Source organism: Collinsella sp. AF04-24, from assembly GCF_003465685.1.
GTDB lineage: Bacteria > Actinomycetota > Coriobacteriia > Coriobacteriales > Coriobacteriaceae > Collinsella > Collinsella aerofaciens_AP.
Genome location: NZ_QSBK01000015.1, coordinates 36278 through 52133 on the forward strand (window position 1 = coordinate 36278; position 15856 = coordinate 52133).

Sequence of the window (15856 nt, forward strand, 5' to 3'; positions counted from 1 at the left end):
CGTGGCGCACGCCTGCGCCCGCGGGCTTATGATGGACGATAACGAGACGGAAAGGGGTCAGGTAGCATGGCCGAGGACAATAGGAACAAACCGCTGTACATGATCAGCGTGGCGGCCGAGCTGACCGGCATGCATCCGCAGACTCTGCGCGTCTACGAGTCCAAGGGCCTGGTGAACCCCCAGCGCTCGGGCGGCAACACGCGTCTGTATTCGCGTGCCGATATCGAGCGTCTGGAACTCATCAACCAGCTGACCGACGAGGGCATCAACCTCGCCGGCGTGGTGCGCATCCTCGATATGAAGGAGCGTGCCGAGGAGCGCGAGCGCGAGAACGAAAAACTCCGTGCCCGCGTGCGCCAGCTCGAGGACGAGCTGCACGAGTACAAGATGCAGAAGAAGATCACCGCCCTGGCCCCGCGTGACGGCTCGGTCAACCCCGAGCAAGTCATGCGCAAGCTGCTAGGTACGGGTAGCGACCTATAGCTCCGCCGACGCTGCCGGGCACTCATTGGGGACAGACTTAAATGAGTGCCCGCAGAATGAGAGTGGATAATCTCCCGTTTTTGGCCTGTTTGCAGGCTCAAAGTGGGAGATTATCCACTCTCGTCATTTCGGCGTCTAAGTCTGCCCCCGGCACCCAACTCGTTCTTTGCTTTACTGAGATAAAGTGAACGTGCAGATTCGTAACCCACTCGCAACCGTTCTATGGCACGATATTGAACGAATGTATGCTATGCGCCCAAATCGTTTTGGGCAGAGTGGGAGACAGTATGGTCAAGCTGTACGAGGACGGCATCTACCTGCGCGGCGGCAGCGAGGTTGTGCCTGCGGCCGAGGCTGCCGAGCGCGGTATTACGCAGACGCCCGAGGATGCCAAGCGCGGCACCATCGCGTATTCGATCCTCCAGGCACACAATACGTCCGGAGATCCCGAGGCACTCAAGATTCGCTTCGACGCCATGGCGAGCCACGACATCACCTTTGTCGGCATCATCCAGACGGCGCGCGCCTCGGGCATGGAGCAGTTCCCGCTGCCTTACGTGCTCACCAACTGCCATAATTCGCTGTGCGCCGTGGGCGGCACCATCAACGAGGACGACCACGTTTTCGGTCTCTCGGCCGCCAAGAAGTACGGTGGCATCTTCGTTCCGCCGCATATCGCCGTTATCCACTCCTTTATGCGTGAGAACTTCGCGGGCTGCGGCAAGATGATCCTGGGTTCCGACTCGCACACCCGCTACGGCGCTCTGGGCACTATGGCCGTGGGCGAGGGCGGCGGCGAGCTGGCAAAGCAACTGCTGCGCGACACCTACGACGTCGCCTATCCCGGCGTCGTCGCCATCTACCTCACGGGTGCCCCGCGCCCCGGCGTCGGCCCGCACGATGTGGCGCTCGCCATCATCCGCGCTGTCTTTGCCAAGGGCTACGTCAAGAACAAGGTCATGGAGTTTGTGGGCCCCGGCATCGCGAGCATGACGACCGACTACCGCAACGGCGTCGACGTCATGACCACCGAGACCACCTGTCTGTCGAGCATCTGGGCCACCGACGAGGACACGCACGCATTCCTGGCCATGCACGGCCGCGGCGACGACTACCGCGAGCTCAAGCCTGCCGATGTTGCCTACTACGACGGCTGCGTCGAGGTCGATCTGTCGAGCATCAAGCCCATGATTGCGCTGCCGTTCCATCCTTCCAACGGCTTTGAGATTGACGAGCTCAACGAGAACCTCGAGGACATCCTTCACGAGGTGGAGCTCGAGGCCGCTAAGATCGGCGAGGGCAAGACGCACTTTAGCCTGCTCGACAAGATTGTCGACGGCAAGCTGCACGTGCAGCAGGGCGTTATCGCCGGCTGCTCGGGCGGCAACTACGACTCCGTGGTCCAGGCTGCCCGCGTGCTCAAGGGCGCCAACACCGGCTGCGGCGAGTTCTCGCTGTCGGTCTATCCCACGAGCCAGCCCGTGGCACTCGAGCTTACACGCCGCGGCTATATCTACGACCTTATGGAGGCCGGCGCGATCGTGCGCACGGCATTCTGCGGCCCGTGCTTCGGTGCCGGCGACACGCCCGCCAACAACGGCCTGTCGATCCGCCACACTACGCGCAACTTCCCCAACCGCGAGGGCTCCAAGCCGGGCAATGGCCAGCTGAGCGCCGTGGCTCTGATGGACGCCCGTTCCATTGCGGCGACGGCTGCCAACGGCGGCATCCTGACGCCGGCGACCGACCTGCCCGAGGACACCTGGGACGAGGCTTGCGAGTACACCTTCGACGACGCGCCGTACAAGAAGCGCGTGTACTGGGGCTTTGGCAAGGCGGAGCCTGCCGACGAGCTGGTCGAAGGCCCCAACATCAAGCTGTGGCCCGCGATGGAGCCTCTCGGCGACGACATTCTGCTCAAGGTGTGCTCCAAGATCATGGACCCGGTCACTACGACCGACGAGCTCATTCCTTCGGGCGAGACGAGCTCCTTCCGCTCCAACCCGCTGGGCCTGGCCGAGTTTACGCTGAGCCGCCGCGATCCGGCCTACGTCGGTCGTTCCAAGGAGGTCGACGCCGTGGAGAAGCGTCGCGTGGCCGGCGAGGCCGCGGGTGACCTGGCGGCGCTCGATGCCGAGCTTGCCGGCGTGTTTGAGGCACTGGCTGGCGCGGGTGTCGCGGCCGATGCCAAGGCGACCGAGTACGGCTCCATGCTCTATGCCAAGAAGCCGGGCGACGGTTCTGCCCGCGAGCAGGCCGCGAGCTGCCAGCGCGTGATCGGCGGCCTGGCCAACATCGTTCACGAGTACGCCACCAAGCGCTATCGCTCCAACGTGATGAACTGGGGCATGGTGCCCTTCCAGATGGAGGCCGAGCCCAGCTTTGAGGTGGGCGACTACGTCTTTGTGCCGGGCATCCGTGCCGCGCTCGATGGCGACCTAAAGGACATCGCCGCCTACGTGGTGCGCGCCGATGGTGCGGTCGAGCAGATTGTGCTCTACATTGCCGATATGACGGCCGAAGAACGTGCCATCGTCAAGGCCGGCTGTCTGATCAACTACAACAAGTTCAAGGCCGCTGCCGAGTAACGCACTTAATTGTCCGCCCGGGGCTTACCCTTTCCCGCCCGCTCACGCGCTTCGCGAGGGTCGCGTTCGGGAAAGGGTAAGCCCCGGGCTACATTTCTGCGTTCTCGTTGGGTCTTGAGGGACGCTAATAAATAGACTTACTTGATGCCGCCCCTTTTTATTGGGGCGGCTTCTTTTTTTTTCAAGACTTTAGTCTGCTGGCCGCGCAGCGGCCAGCTTTAAACCACCCGCTACGCGGGTGGAGACAAACGGCTTTACAAAGCCACCCCTCCGACCGATATTGACGATTGTTCAGGCCGTCAAGAATTCGAGTCGAAGGGGTGGTCGCCATGGCCCAGAAGGCCTACAGCCTTTCCCACACGAAGTGGATGTGCAAGTACCACATCGTGTTCACGCCGAAGTATAGGCGCAAAGTGATCTACAACCAAATCAGGAGCGACATAGGGGAGATCCTCAGGAAGCTGTGCGAGTACAAGGGGATCGAGATAATCGAGGGGCACCTGATGCCCGACCACGTGCACGTGCTGCTGGCGATCCCGCCGAAGTACAGCGTCGCGAGCGTCATGGGCTACCTGAAGGGGAAGAGCTCGCTGATGATATTCGACAGGCACGCCAACCTCAAGTACAAGTTCGGCAACAGGAAGTTCTGGGCGGAGGGCTACTACGTGTCCACCGTCGGCCTGAACGAGGCGACGATCGCCAAGTACATCAGGGAGCAGGAGTCCCACGACATCGCACTGGACAGGCTGAGCGTGAAGGAGTACGAGGACCCCTTCAAGAGGGGGTGATGCTGCCGGTTCGACCGGCGCGCCACGGGTCAAGATGCACTAGGCCTGGACGAAGTCCGGGCCCGCGCCTTTAGACGCGAGCCCGGGGCCCGTGGGTTATACCCTAAGAGCAAACCACCCTTTTTAAGGGTGGTTCTGATTTGGACCACCACAAAGGTGCCTGCCCGACGGGTCCTTATTTCGATGGGGTCCAGGTTATTTCGTCGTCAAATAGCCAAGTGCGTGCCGAGCCACTGTTGCGCGCTGTCTGCGGATCGGGCTCGCAGGTTTGTTCGTAGGCATCTTCGGTACACTGATCCATAAAACTGACGACTGCCGTCTGGTCGCCCTCCATGACGTAGATTACGTCGCCATCCGAGATATAGGCCCCCGGCCCTTCATTGTCCACATAGCCGGGGTCGTATGAGACGTTGCACAGTCTGCTCCCGTTTGCCGCATCGAGTTCAAGGGTCGAATAATACCCGCCATTCATTTGGCTGTTCTTGGCTCGATATATTACGGCGCCGTACCACCGCTTAAACGTCTTGCCTTTGAGCAACTCGGCTGCCCTACCGATAAGCTGCTCATCTTTGGTGTAGCGCATGGCCCCAAGTTCGATACGGGGATAGTTGCTGACCCCAAGCGCTGCGGGCGTACCGTCAAAATCGACGGTGATCGAATCGGGTTTGACGATATCGGTGAGGATTTCGATGGGATAGCTTACGGTCTCAACCGCCGCCTGCGTTGCAGAGGCGGGGAGAAATGCGAGATAGATAATTCCTACGCCGACTGCGGTAATCGCAAACGCTAAGACGAGCAGGCCGATATAGGTGGAGCGTTTCACGGCGAGTACCTCGCAAACAGTATGCATTCATTAAGATAAGTGATACCAGCTTACGACAATATTCAAAAGAAAGCGACCGTCCGGAATGAGGGGGCTGAAAGGCCCCATTGGGCTTCGATTTGGGGTCGCCAAACGTAGGCTGGGCTTGATGCCGCCTCTTTTAATCGGGGCTGATTCTTCTCTGGACCACCACAAAGGGGATGCAGTTCATTTGTGGTGGTTTCGTTTGTCTCGATCTGTAACGTCTTGGCCGCTAAAAGTGGGCCTGGTGTTACAGGTTGAGATTTTCGGACGGGGCTCCGCGGTTAATCTCGATCTGTAACATCTGGGCCCCAATTTGCCGAGTAGTTGTTACAGATTGAGACAAACGGTTGCCGTCGATCGCTTCATCTAAATCTGTAACACCTGGGACCGAAAAGGGCCGCTGGATGTTACAGGTTGAGACAGCGGGGTGTGTTGGAGCGAAAACCACCACAAAGGCCCCTTGCGGTGGTTTTTGAGGGGCCAAATGTTTTCCTGTTAGAGTCCAACGCGGACTGTTGGCACCTTTAGTTGTTAGCGGCGGGAAACGGCCGCATGATTAAATAGTTGAACTATTCTCACTACTTTCACTATTTGCACTATTGATACTATAATCACGATAACGACGACAGTAGGAAGGTGGGGACATTGAAGCGCACGATAATCAACCCGTTTAAGCCGACCGCTGGCGCTGAACCTCCGGTCCTTATCGGACGCGAGCGGGTTATTGATGATTTTAGGGACGGCATCGAAGAAGGCGTGGGCGCCCCCGGAAGGCTCATGCGCATTACCGGCCCGCGCGGGTCGGGCAAGACGGCGCTGTTGACAGAGCTCGGCGATATTGCGAAGTCGTATGGTTGGCGCGTGGTTGACGTGACTGCGGCGGGCAGTATCGTCGACGCCATCCAACATGAGCTCGCACGCACCTCGGACAATACCGAGCTTCATTTAGAAGCAAGTCTTGGTGTGGTGAAAGCGGGCGTATCTAAGTCCTTGACCGGGCCTGAGACGTTGCGGGGCGTCTTGACGAGCGTGGCGTCGCGGGAAACGCAACATGGTGCCGGTCTGCTGGTGACGGTCGATGAAATACAGGATGCGGATGCTGATGACGTGCGGCTCGTTGCAGCGGCCGTGCAGCACCTTATCCGCGAACGCAAGAATATCGCGTTTGTATTTGCTGGCTTGACCATGGGCGTAATGGACCTCATCAACGGCCGTGCCCTTACATTTCTACAACGAGCTAAGGCTGAGGAGCTCGCCTCGATTCCGCTGTCGGATGTTTCGGATTCGATGGCTTCAACCGTGGAAGGTGCCGGTTTGCACTTGGATGGCAAGGCGCTTGAAATGACGGCTTGTGCTACGAGGGGATATGCGTATCTCGTGCAACTCGTGGGCTATCGCGTATTCGCGAATGCGCGCAGGCATGCCGACCGCGATGCGTCGATTTCACTTGAGGATGCCCAGAAGGGCATTGAAGATGCGTATGGGGAGTTTGAGGGCTCCGTGCTCGACGTTGCCCTTGCCGATTTGCCGCTTCGCGCGATTGAGTACCTCATTGCCATGGCCAAGCATGAGGGGAATGTGCCGACCAAAGAGATCGCAGCGGGGCTCTCCTTGCCCCCTGCGAGCCTGACAGCGACACGACGGCAACTTATCAAGGCACAGGTTATCGATGCGCCCTCACGCGGCATGGTGAGGTTCTCGATTCCATTGCTGCGCGAATATCTGCTTAAGAGCTCGAATGAAATCCTATCAAGATATTGATATTTGTCGGATAGCTTGAAGGGGCCAAAAGCCAACGTCGGAGACTAAAAACGGCCTTCAACGCCGGCGATTGGTCCCTGCCAACCCAAAGAAGCCGCCGCAGGGATGGTTCCTGCGGCGGCTTCTTGCATCGTAGGGCGGAAATGATCGCCGAAAACCACCACAAAGGGGACGGGCACCTTTGTGGTGGTGGGGAGCGAGCTCGATGTCGCCGTTCGGGTTGAGCAACATTTCGATGAAAACCTCTACAGGATTTCGTCCGGGCTGGCGGATTTGGTCGTTTTGGGGATGCCGAGTTTGGACGATGCGAAATCGTCAACATTGTCCTTGATCCCATCTTTAGTGAAGACGGTGACCGTATAGGTGCTGTGCCCAAATTCGCTTTTGTCGCGTATCGCCCAGGCCTGCCAGTAGGCAGCTCTGCCTCGCTCTCTGATTTTTCCAATGCGGCGGAGTTCTGTTCGCTTTAATTTCTGGTCGCTGTCGACGGTTCGGCCGACCTCATCGGTGAGCCCGCACTGTTCAAGCAGTTTGTCGAGGACTTGGTTCATGTGACGCTCATCGGTGTTTGGAGCATAGTCGTAAGCGAGGGTGATGGAGGCAAGGGGTTGGTCATCGATCAGATAGTTCATCGCTTGAGGTTCAAGGTTGAAGTAGGGAGAACGTCCGTCGACCTGACCGAGCAGCGGCAGCTTTGACCGCCAAAGCCCGGTGGGAATTGCATCTTCGTAGAGCACACCGCGGCAGATAAAGGAGAGCGAGGTGGCACGCGAGCCGGCGTCGACCATCCCGCACAAATCGAAGGGCGAGGCGATACCCAGGGAAAAGGGTGTGACGACGATAAGAAAGAGCATCACGATGGGTATGGCGAGAATGGCAATGACGTTGCGAGCAGTAGAATAAGACGACTTCATATCTGCTCCTTGAGACGAAGAGCTATCAAGAACGAGAGAAATGAATATGCTTTAATCACAGTTCATTTTAACCTCAATACGAGCAGGAATAACGGATATTAGGAGCGAGCTCGATGTTGATGTGGACCAACACAAAGGTGCCTGTCCCCTTTGTGGTGGTTCCGTTTGTCTCGATCTGTAACACCTGGGACCGAAAAGGGCTGCCAGATGTTACAGATTGAGACAGTTGGGTTCCACGGTCGCGCCGGACCGACACTCTCAAGTCCTATCTTTCAATCACTCAGAAAATCTTATATATAGGGACTTAGATTTGTGTATAAGATCGCGTAAAGCTGGCAACAATACTTCTCGAACAACGTGAAGCCGCCCCGTAGGGCGGCCACCCCAAGAGAGGTGATTCCATGAGAATCGATAAGCTAGCAATGACGTCGCGCGAGGCGCTGCAGACCGCCATGGGCACGGCTGCCGATGCGCAGGCCGGCGCGGTGGAGCCGATTCACCTGCTGTCCGCCCTGCTCGGTGCCGGCGAGCGCAATATCTCCGTGATCATCGAGCGCATCGGTGCCGACCCGGCTCAGCTCGCACGCTCCACGCAGGATGCCATCGACCATGCACCCAAGGTTTCGGGCGAGGGCCAGCAGATGGGTCTTTCCAATGAGCTCGTCCGCGTCATCGAGAAGGCCGAGAAGAAGGCCACCAAGATGGGCGACAGCTTTGTGGTGACCGAGCATCTGCTGATGGCGCTTGCCGAGGACAAGGGCGAGGCTGGTCGCGTGCTGCGCGACGCCGGCGTCACCAAGGAGCGCATCGAGCAGGTTTACGAGGAGCTGCGTGGCGATGACCGCGTGACGTCTGCCGAGGACAAGACCCAGTTTGAGGCGCTGGAGCAGTACGGCCGCAATATCTGCGACCTTGCCCGCGCCGGCAAGCTCGACCCGGTCATCGGCCGTACCGATGAGATTCGCCGCACCATCCAGGTCCTGTCCCGCCGCACCAAGAACAACCCTGTGCTCATCGGCGAGCCGGGCGTGGGCAAGACGGCCATCGTCGAGGGCATCGCCCAGCGCATCGTTGCCGGTGACGTGCCAAGCACTCTGCGCGACCGCGACCTCATCGAGCTCGACATGAGCGCGCTGGTCGCCGGCGCCAAGTACCGCGGCGAGTTCGAGGACCGCTTGAAGGCCGTGCTCAAAGAAGTGCAAAAATCCGAGGGCAAGGTCATCCTGTTCATCGATGAGCTCCACACCATCGTGGGCGCGGGTGCCACCGAGGGCTCTATGGACGCCGGCAATATCCTCAAGCCGGCGCTCGCCCGTGGGGATCTGCATGCAATCGGCGCGACCACGCTCGACGAATACCGCAAGTACATCGAGAAGGATGCGGCGCTCGCCCGTCGTTTCCAGACCGTGATGGTCAGCGAGCCTACCGTCGAGGACACCATCTCGATCCTGCGTGGCCTCAAGGAGAAGTACGAGATCTTCCACGGCGTGCACATCACCGATAGCGCACTCGTGGCCGCCGCCGACCTTTCCGACCGCTACATCGCCGACCGCTTCCTGCCCGACAAGGCCATCGACCTGGTCGATGAGGCCGCAAGCCGCTTGCGCATGGAGCTCGACAGCATGCCGGTCGAGATTGACGCCACCACGCGTCAGCTCACCCAGCTGCAGATCGAGGAGCAGGCACTCATGAAGGAGACCGACGACGCCTCCAAGGAGCGTCTGGAGGCTCTGCGCCAAGAGATCGCCGAGGTCCAAGAAAAGCTCAACGTGCAAAAGGCCGGCTGGCTCAACCAGAAGAACGCCATCGACCACGTGCAGGAGCTTAAGGGCCAGCTCGACGAGGCCAAGAGCGAAGAGGAGCGCGCGACGCGCAATGGCGATCTGGGCCGTGCGTCCGAGCTGCGCTACTCCGTGATTCCGGGTCTGCAGCAGCAGATTCAGGATTCCGAGGCTGCGCTCGAGGCGCAAAAGCAGCAGGACGGCGAGGGCCTCAACGAGCAGGTGACCTCCGATGAGATCGCCGAGGTCGTGAGCGCCTGGACCGGCGTGCCCGTGTCCAAGATGATGCAGGGCGAGCTCGACAAGCTGAAGGGCTTGGAGGGCGAGCTGCATAAGCGCGTCATCGGCCAGGACGAGGCGGTCTCCGCTGTCGCCGCGGCCGTGCGCCGCAGCCGTGCGGGCCTCTCCGACCCAGACAAGCCCATCGGCAGCTTCTTCTTCCTGGGCCCCACCGGCGTGGGCAAGACCGAGCTCGCCAAGGCGCTGGCCGAGTGCCTGTTCGACGACGAGCGCGCGCTCGTGCGTATCGACATGTCCGAGTACATGGAGAAGTTCAGCGTCCAGCGTCTGATCGGTGCGCCTCCGGGATACGTGGGCTACGACGAGGGCGGCCAGCTTACCGAGGCCGTGCGCCGTCGTCCGTACTCCGTGATTTTGCTCGACGAGATGGAGAAGGCTCATCCGGATGTCTTTAACGTGCTGCTGCAGGTGCTTGATGACGGCCGTCTGACCGATGGCCAGGGTCGCCAGGTGTCCTTCAAGAACACGATCATCATCATGACGTCTAACGTGGGCTCCAAGGCCATCGCCGATCTGTCCGGTAAGGACGAGGAGGAGATGCGCCATCAGGTCGACGCCGCCATGGCTCAGACCTTCCGCCCCGAGTTCCTCAACCGTATCGACGATATCGTGGTGTTCCATCCGCTCGGCATGGCGCAGATCGAGAAGATCGTCGACATCCAGCTTGCCGACGTCCGCGCGCGTCTGGCCAAGGAGCGCATGACGCTTGCCATCACCCCGGCGGCCAAGCAGATGCTCGCCGTGGGTGGCCTGGACCCCGTGTTCGGTGCCCGTCCGCTCAAGCGCCTGGTCCAGCGCGAGGTCGTGGACGCCATCGCCGCCGCCATCATCGACGGTACGGTGCGCGAGGGCGATCAGGTGACGGTCGATGCCGACAAGGACGGCGGCTTTACCGTCGTGTGCGACAACACGCCGTCTGCTACCTACGAGGTCCCCGACGCCGAGTAGATTTATGGGACATGCCTTAAAATCTGCCAGCCGTCTCTAAACGCCAAGGGCGGCGGATCCAATTGGGTCCGCCGCCCTTTTTCGTGCGACAATCGATAATGTTGAACACGATTGCATGGCAAGGAGATATGCAGATGATAGACAAGAACAAGACGAATGCGCCGGTCGCCAACGCCGCGCCGGCCGCACCCAAGCCTGCACCCAAGCCTGTGCCCAAGCCGCGCGACCCCTACATCCGTGCCGAGAACGAGGATGACGACGGCTACGATCCTTATAGCGATCGCCGCCCCGAGCGCGAGCCCCTCTTCGAAGCTGACCCCTGGCGTTAAGTAGCTCATTTGGGACGGGGCTTTTTTAGCTACTTTGTTTTCGGCTAGAGGCGTTCATGCCTGCCCCCCTCGGCCGCTCGATATCCTCCGGGAGGGGCCACTAATAGAAAACTTGCTTATCCATTAATCAAGATACGCACAATCTTGCTCTCCTGCTAATCAAGAATCGTTATAATCTTGATTAGCAGGAGAGCAAGATTGGAGAATTATGGCATTCAACGACTTGGTGGCTCAAAAAATAAAGGACTTTGAGCAACAGGGGATTCCGCAGGTCTTTGAGCGCGACCTTGATCTGGGCAACCCGCAGGAGCCAAAGCGCGACAACATCGTATATGTGATTGTGGGCGCCCGTCGTTGTGGAAAGACGTATCGCCTGTATCAGGAGATGCGGCGGCTTCAGGGCCAAGGCGTCGAGCTTGACCGGATGCTATATTTCAATTTTGAGGATGAGCGCTTGCGTCCGTATGAGCCATCGCTACTAGCGGACGTGCTCGATACATTCTATGCACTATATCCTGCTGCTCGAGGCGAGGGCGCCTACCTTTTCTTTGACGAGATCCAGGAAATACCCGAATGGGGTGCGTTTCTGCGACGCGTGGTCGATACGGAGAAGGCGACCGTTTACGTGACGGGATCTTCTTCTAAGATGCTGTCCTCAGAACTTAAGAGCGAGTTCAGGGGCCGTTCTCTTGTGCGAGAGCTTTTTCCGTTGAGTTTTTCGGAATACGTCCGATATAAGACGGGGAGCGTTCCTGAGTCGAACGCGCCCTTCTCCTCAAGCGCTGCAGCGTTGCTCCGACACCATCTGGTCGGATATCTCGAGCGAGGGGGATTCATCGCGACACTTGAGCAGACGCCCGCAGACGCGATTCAGCTGCTACAGGAATATGCGTCGCGAACGGTCGCTATGGACGTTGTGGAGCGTTACGACGTCAAGAGCCCTCGTTTGGCCTCACTGTTTCTGACGCGGTGTATGGCATCTTCGGGACGAGAGCTGTCGGTGAACAAGGTGTACAACGAGTTCAAGAGCAGGCAGATACCCGTCAGTCGTAATTCGCTCAGCGACTTACTTGAGTATTACGAGGACGCCTACCTGCTGTTTTCTGTGCCGGAGTTTACGCGTTCACTTGCAAATAATACGCGGTCTGCGTCTAAAGTCTACGCTGTCGATCCTGCGATGGTTGGAGCATTCTCTCCCGCATCGGCATTGGACCAGGGCCAGAGGCTCGAGACTGCGGTGTTCAATGCGCTCAGAAGAAGGACTCCTGCGGTGCGGGTCGGTTCGGTCTGCCGCCTACTGGTCAAGGAGAAGAATAAAAGCCATGAGGTTGACTTTGTGGCTGGGGATGCACTTCTCATGCAGGCTTATAGCCTGACTCAGGTGAGTGTGGATATGGCAAGCGAGAAAACGCGCGAACGCGAAATTGCAGCCCTCGATGCCTCGATGGCCCAGTTTGATCTTGGCGAGTCGGTAATCGTTACTATGGATGAACAGGCCGATATTCCATGTGAACACGGTGTGGTACACGCTGTGCCCGCATGGAAGTGGCTCCTTGCCTAATCATCTACGGATCTGTGGGGCCAGGACCTCCTGGCCCCTTCATCACGGTTGGGGAGTACCATGATGCGCCCGGCTAGTCCTGGGCCTTGATGCTCAGCAGCAGAATCTGGGCGATGTAGTCGCATTCGAGCTTGGTGGCAGCGTCGGCCTTGCCGTCTTTGCCGACCAGCACGCTCTTGATCTGGCTGTAGGTGTAGCGGTTGCCGGTCGTAAGCTCGACAAGCTCAATGGCTGTGTCCATGGGATAGGTCGACACGGGGTTCTGCGTGCGCCCGTTGATGGTCTGGGGCACCACGTACGGATAGACGGGGCCGCTGGCGTAGACGGTATAACCGTTGCCTAGATTGGCCGCACCCAAAACCGTATCGCCCTCATCGGGCGTAAAGCTCTCGCCCTCGCGCACCGCGACGAGCGTCACAATCGGCGTATCGCTGTCGCCGGCAAGATAGATGCATAGCGTGCTGCCATTTTGCCAAGTCTCGACCTTGCCGTACCATTCGACGGGGATATCGAGCTGGTAGAGGTCGGTTGCCTTGTGACGGGCGTCGGCATCACGGGCTGCCTGTGCCTTTTGCGCGCTCACGGCATTGACGGCGGCGTCGCGCCGCGCGGTTGCCGCCTGCTGGAGCACCTTGGCGGTGGCGGCGGAGCTCGCGCCGCCTTCCTCGGCATACTTGGCGGCGGCGTCGATCTGGTCGTTGGTTACCGTGTCGGCCGAAGGCACCTTGAGTTTAAAGGCAGCCTGGGCACTTAAATCCTGTCCATCGCTCTTAACGGTGACCTGCGTCTTGGTGGTCGGGACGGTATAGATGGTGCCGTCGGCCGCGATGGGGGAGGCAGCGATGGAGAGCGTGTAATCGCCGGGCAGCAGTTTGATGCCGCGGCCGTGCTCGTCAACGTAGAGCGTTTCGCTCACAGAAGAGCCGTCGGAGTCCTGGCCACTCACCTGCACGGGGATCTTTGAGCCGGTGGAGCAGTCGAGTCCCGCGGCATGTACGCCAATTTGCACCGACATCATGGTATGGGCGTTTGCGGCAACTACGGCGGCCTGCTCTTGCTGGTATCCGTTCCAAGCCGCATAGCCCGCGCCGCCGGCGACGAGCGCGACGGCCACGACACCGGCGACCATCAGATTGCGGCGCTTGGGCGACATCTTACGATGACGAACCTCGGCTTCGTGTGCCGAGGGAGCGGACGGCAGGGGAATATCTCCCATGGCGATGGTCTCGTCGACGACTGGTGCGGAACCCAGGCCAGGAAGCTCGCGGGTCAGCGAATCCTCGGCCGGCAAGCTGTCGAGCAAGACGGTTTCCTCGCCCGTGTCGGATTCGAGCTGATTGCCGGCCTCGCTTTCGGTGTCTTCGTGACCTGCCTCGTCTTCGGTGGGCGCGGCGCCATCGTCTTTTGCATCCTGATCATCGAGCTGCGCCTCGATTTCCGGCTCATCCTGCACATTAACGCTCGAATCGTCAAACGTAATCTCGGCCAGCGCGATCTGGTCTAGACTCTCCAGGGCCTCGGCACACGCTTCTGCATCTTGGACCGCATCCTCTTGGCCCATCGTCTCATCTTTCATATATCCCCCAAGCTCAATATCGGGACAACAATGTACCCAAAAACGGGGCTCCATAGAGCCGCCGCATGATTTGAAATCCGATTTTATATATGCGCGTGTTTTTGAATAGATGAATAGAGGCGCAACGACAAAAAGCCCCCGGAAAGCGAGCGAAACGCTTTTCGGGGGCTCTGCGAGACATTGGATTGAAAGGCCTGGTGAGCGGGCCTATGCCCAAGTGCCAACAGCGGCCAACATGTTACTCGGCGTGCGCGTAATCAACCTTGGCACGGCGAGCGGTGGCCTTCTCCCAATCGCTGGTGCCCTCAAAGACATCCTGCTTGTAGGGATTGCGGCCGAGCTTCTTGGCGCGGTAGGCGATGTAGATGATCGCGGCGACGTTGGCGACCAGTGCGGCGATCGAGACCGCGGTAGCGGCGCCGGGGTCGAGCGTGGAGTGGGTCACAAAGATGGACTCCTCCTGGAAGTACGGGAACACCTGGGCAAACATGCACCAAATGGCCAGCGTAAAGGCGCGGTTCTGGATCCAGCCGCCCTTGTTCCAGATAAAGGCGGCGACGGTGGGCGCCAGCAGCAGCGCAAAGCCGCAGAACCAGGAGTGGGTGGGCAGGCAGTTGTAGGTGTAGCAGAAGTTCCAGATGTCGTAGGCGATGATGTAGACCCAGGTCATGTCGGGCCACAGCATGTCGGTCTTGTCCTCGGAGGCGTAGACGCTCCACCAACCGGTCATGCAGAAGATGTTGATGATACCGGCGATGCCGTTGAACACGTTGTTCCAGCCGGCCAACTGCGTAGCACCTTCGGAGGTGACCCAGGTGGACTCGCCCAGGACAAAGAAGTGATAGGCGCTCTCGAAGTCGGACACGACGGCGATCATGATGTTGATGGCGACGATCACAAACGGCCACGCGCGGAACCAGTGCGCCTTGCCGATCTTGCCCCACTGATACTTAATGGCGATGAAGCCCCAGCAACCGGCCAACGCCGCGTAGACCTTGGCGTAGTGGAACCAGCTGTTCTGGTACACATGGGTGGGGTTGGTGAGCGCCCACTCGGCACCCTGCGAAACGCCGACGGCGATGGCGACGCAGTAGATGGTCATGGCCAGCGGAGCCACGCCAAAGATGATGGCCGCGCCGAGCTTGGTGCGGCGGCCGACCTCGTTGAGCACGATCAGGCCGATAAAGACCATGGCCCAGCCGGCCCAGTGGATAAGGGTATCGCTACCCCAAACATCGAACAGCATGCTGCTCTCCTTTCACAAGCCCGCGGCCCCTCTTCCGATCGCGGGCAGTTTGACCAAATGTCGTCAGTTCTGGGGCTTGCGCTCCGGATACTTGGCGGTGTAGCCCTCGATGTGGAGTGTCGAGGCGATGATTTCCTTGACCGTCTCGTCGGGCACATCGGGGTGCGTGCGGATATACATCAACAACCCCATGATGAGGGTGTAGAACGTCTCGTAGACATGGTCGATGCGTAGCTCATGATGGGCGACAAAATCCACCACGGTGGTGTCGCAGATATACTGCGCCACGCGTTGGACCACGTTGTGCAAAAAGCCGCCGTAGAGCGCGCCGCTGCTGGAGGTCAGGGTGCTCGGCAGTTCGTGGCCGCTGGCGACCAGGCGCTTAAAGAGCGGGGCGACGGTGTCGAGCGCCCCCTCGATGTCGCCAACCGTGCGGCTGGCATTCCACTGCTCGAGCTCAGTAATGAAGCCGTCGATTGCCTCGTCCATGACAGCGGTGACGGCGGCGTCCATATCGGCAAAGTAGTGGTAGAACAATGAACGCGTGCAGCCGGCTCGCTTGGTCACAGCCGATACCGATAGGTGGGACACGCCCAGCTCGGAGCTTACGGTGCGCACGGCATCGAGAATCTCGCGACGGCGTTCGTCGCCCGTCAAGCGCTTTGCCGCGCTATCGGATGCGGGGACGGCATCGACCACAGAGGTACCTGCCGTGTTGTTGCCCATGTTTTGCC

12 protein-coding genes are annotated in these 15856 nt (G+C 59.5%); 7 read left to right on the plus strand and 5 right to left on the minus strand.

What is annotated here, in order from left to right; all coding sequences use genetic code 11:
• Positions 1-66 precede the first annotated feature (66 nt).
• From DWV32_RS07160 to tnpA, 3 genes are all read left to right on the plus strand, one after another.
• The gene (locus tag DWV32_RS07160) at positions 67-483 is read left to right on the plus strand and encodes a heat shock protein transcriptional repressor HspR (protein WP_089573643.1); all 417 of its coding nucleotides are present in this window, start codon (positions 67-69) and stop codon (positions 481-483) included.
• Positions 484-770: 287 nt separating this feature from the next.
• On the plus strand, positions 771-3071 hold the full coding sequence (locus tag DWV32_RS07165) for a hydratase (protein ID WP_117757720.1): 2301 nt from the start codon (positions 771-773) through the stop codon (positions 3069-3071).
• Between the two features lie 329 nt (positions 3072-3400).
• A complete protein-coding gene (gene tnpA, locus DWV32_RS07170; protein WP_089573702.1) occupies positions 3401-3859 on the plus strand; it encodes an IS200/IS605 family transposase in 459 nt (152 codons plus the stop codon).
• A gap of 175 nt (positions 3860-4034) precedes the next feature.
• Here the strand turns inward: tnpA and DWV32_RS07175 are convergent, their stop codons facing one another.
• Positions 4035-4682 carry a hypothetical protein gene (locus DWV32_RS07175; RefSeq protein ID WP_117757721.1) on the minus strand — a complete coding sequence of 216 codons (648 nt, stop codon included), beginning with the start codon at positions 4680-4682 and terminating at the stop codon, positions 4035-4037.
• 669 nt (positions 4683-5351) lie between these two features.
• On the opposite strand from DWV32_RS07175, the gene DWV32_RS07180 reads away from it, so the two are divergent.
• Positions 5352-6467: an ATP-binding protein gene (locus DWV32_RS07180; RefSeq protein ID WP_158559633.1), complete on the plus strand. Its 1116-nt coding sequence runs from the start codon at positions 5352-5354 to the stop codon at positions 6465-6467.
• A gap of 245 nt (positions 6468-6712) precedes the next feature.
• Here the strand turns inward: DWV32_RS07180 and DWV32_RS07185 are convergent, their stop codons facing one another.
• Positions 6713-7381 (minus strand): hypothetical protein, encoded by a 669-nt coding sequence (locus DWV32_RS07185; protein WP_089573291.1) that lies wholly within the window; start codon positions 7379-7381, stop codon positions 6713-6715.
• Positions 7382-7782: 401 nt separating this feature from the next.
• On the opposite strand from DWV32_RS07185, the gene clpB reads away from it, so the two are divergent.
• From clpB to DWV32_RS07200, 3 genes are all read left to right on the plus strand, one after another.
• Complete coding sequence (gene clpB / locus DWV32_RS07190) at positions 7783-10410, plus strand: ATP-dependent chaperone ClpB (protein WP_117757722.1); 2628 nt, start codon at positions 7783-7785, stop codon at positions 10408-10410.
• 134 nt (positions 10411-10544) lie between these two features.
• Positions 10545-10739 (plus strand): hypothetical protein, encoded by a 195-nt coding sequence (locus DWV32_RS07195; protein ID WP_233502698.1) that lies wholly within the window; start codon positions 10545-10547, stop codon positions 10737-10739.
• 208 nt (positions 10740-10947) lie between these two features.
• A complete protein-coding gene (locus DWV32_RS07200) occupies positions 10948-12300 on the plus strand; it encodes an ATP-binding protein (RefSeq protein WP_117757723.1) in 1353 nt (450 codons plus the stop codon).
• 73 nt (positions 12301-12373) lie between these two features.
• Here DWV32_RS07200 and DWV32_RS07205 read toward each other — a convergent pair whose 3' ends face one another.
• From DWV32_RS07205 to DWV32_RS07215, 3 genes are all read right to left on the minus strand, one after another.
• Complete coding sequence (locus DWV32_RS07205; RefSeq protein WP_117757724.1) at positions 12374-13876, minus strand: hypothetical protein; 1503 nt, start codon at positions 13874-13876, stop codon at positions 12374-12376.
• 238 nt (positions 13877-14114) lie between these two features.
• Positions 14115-15122 carry a DUF5692 family protein gene (locus DWV32_RS07210; protein WP_117757725.1) on the minus strand — a complete coding sequence of 336 codons (1008 nt, stop codon included), beginning with the start codon at positions 15120-15122 and terminating at the stop codon, positions 14115-14117.
• A gap of 63 nt (positions 15123-15185) precedes the next feature.
• Complete coding sequence (locus tag DWV32_RS07215; RefSeq protein WP_117757726.1) at positions 15186-15848, minus strand: TetR/AcrR family transcriptional regulator; 663 nt, start codon at positions 15846-15848, stop codon at positions 15186-15188.
• Positions 15849-15856 lie beyond the last annotated feature (8 nt).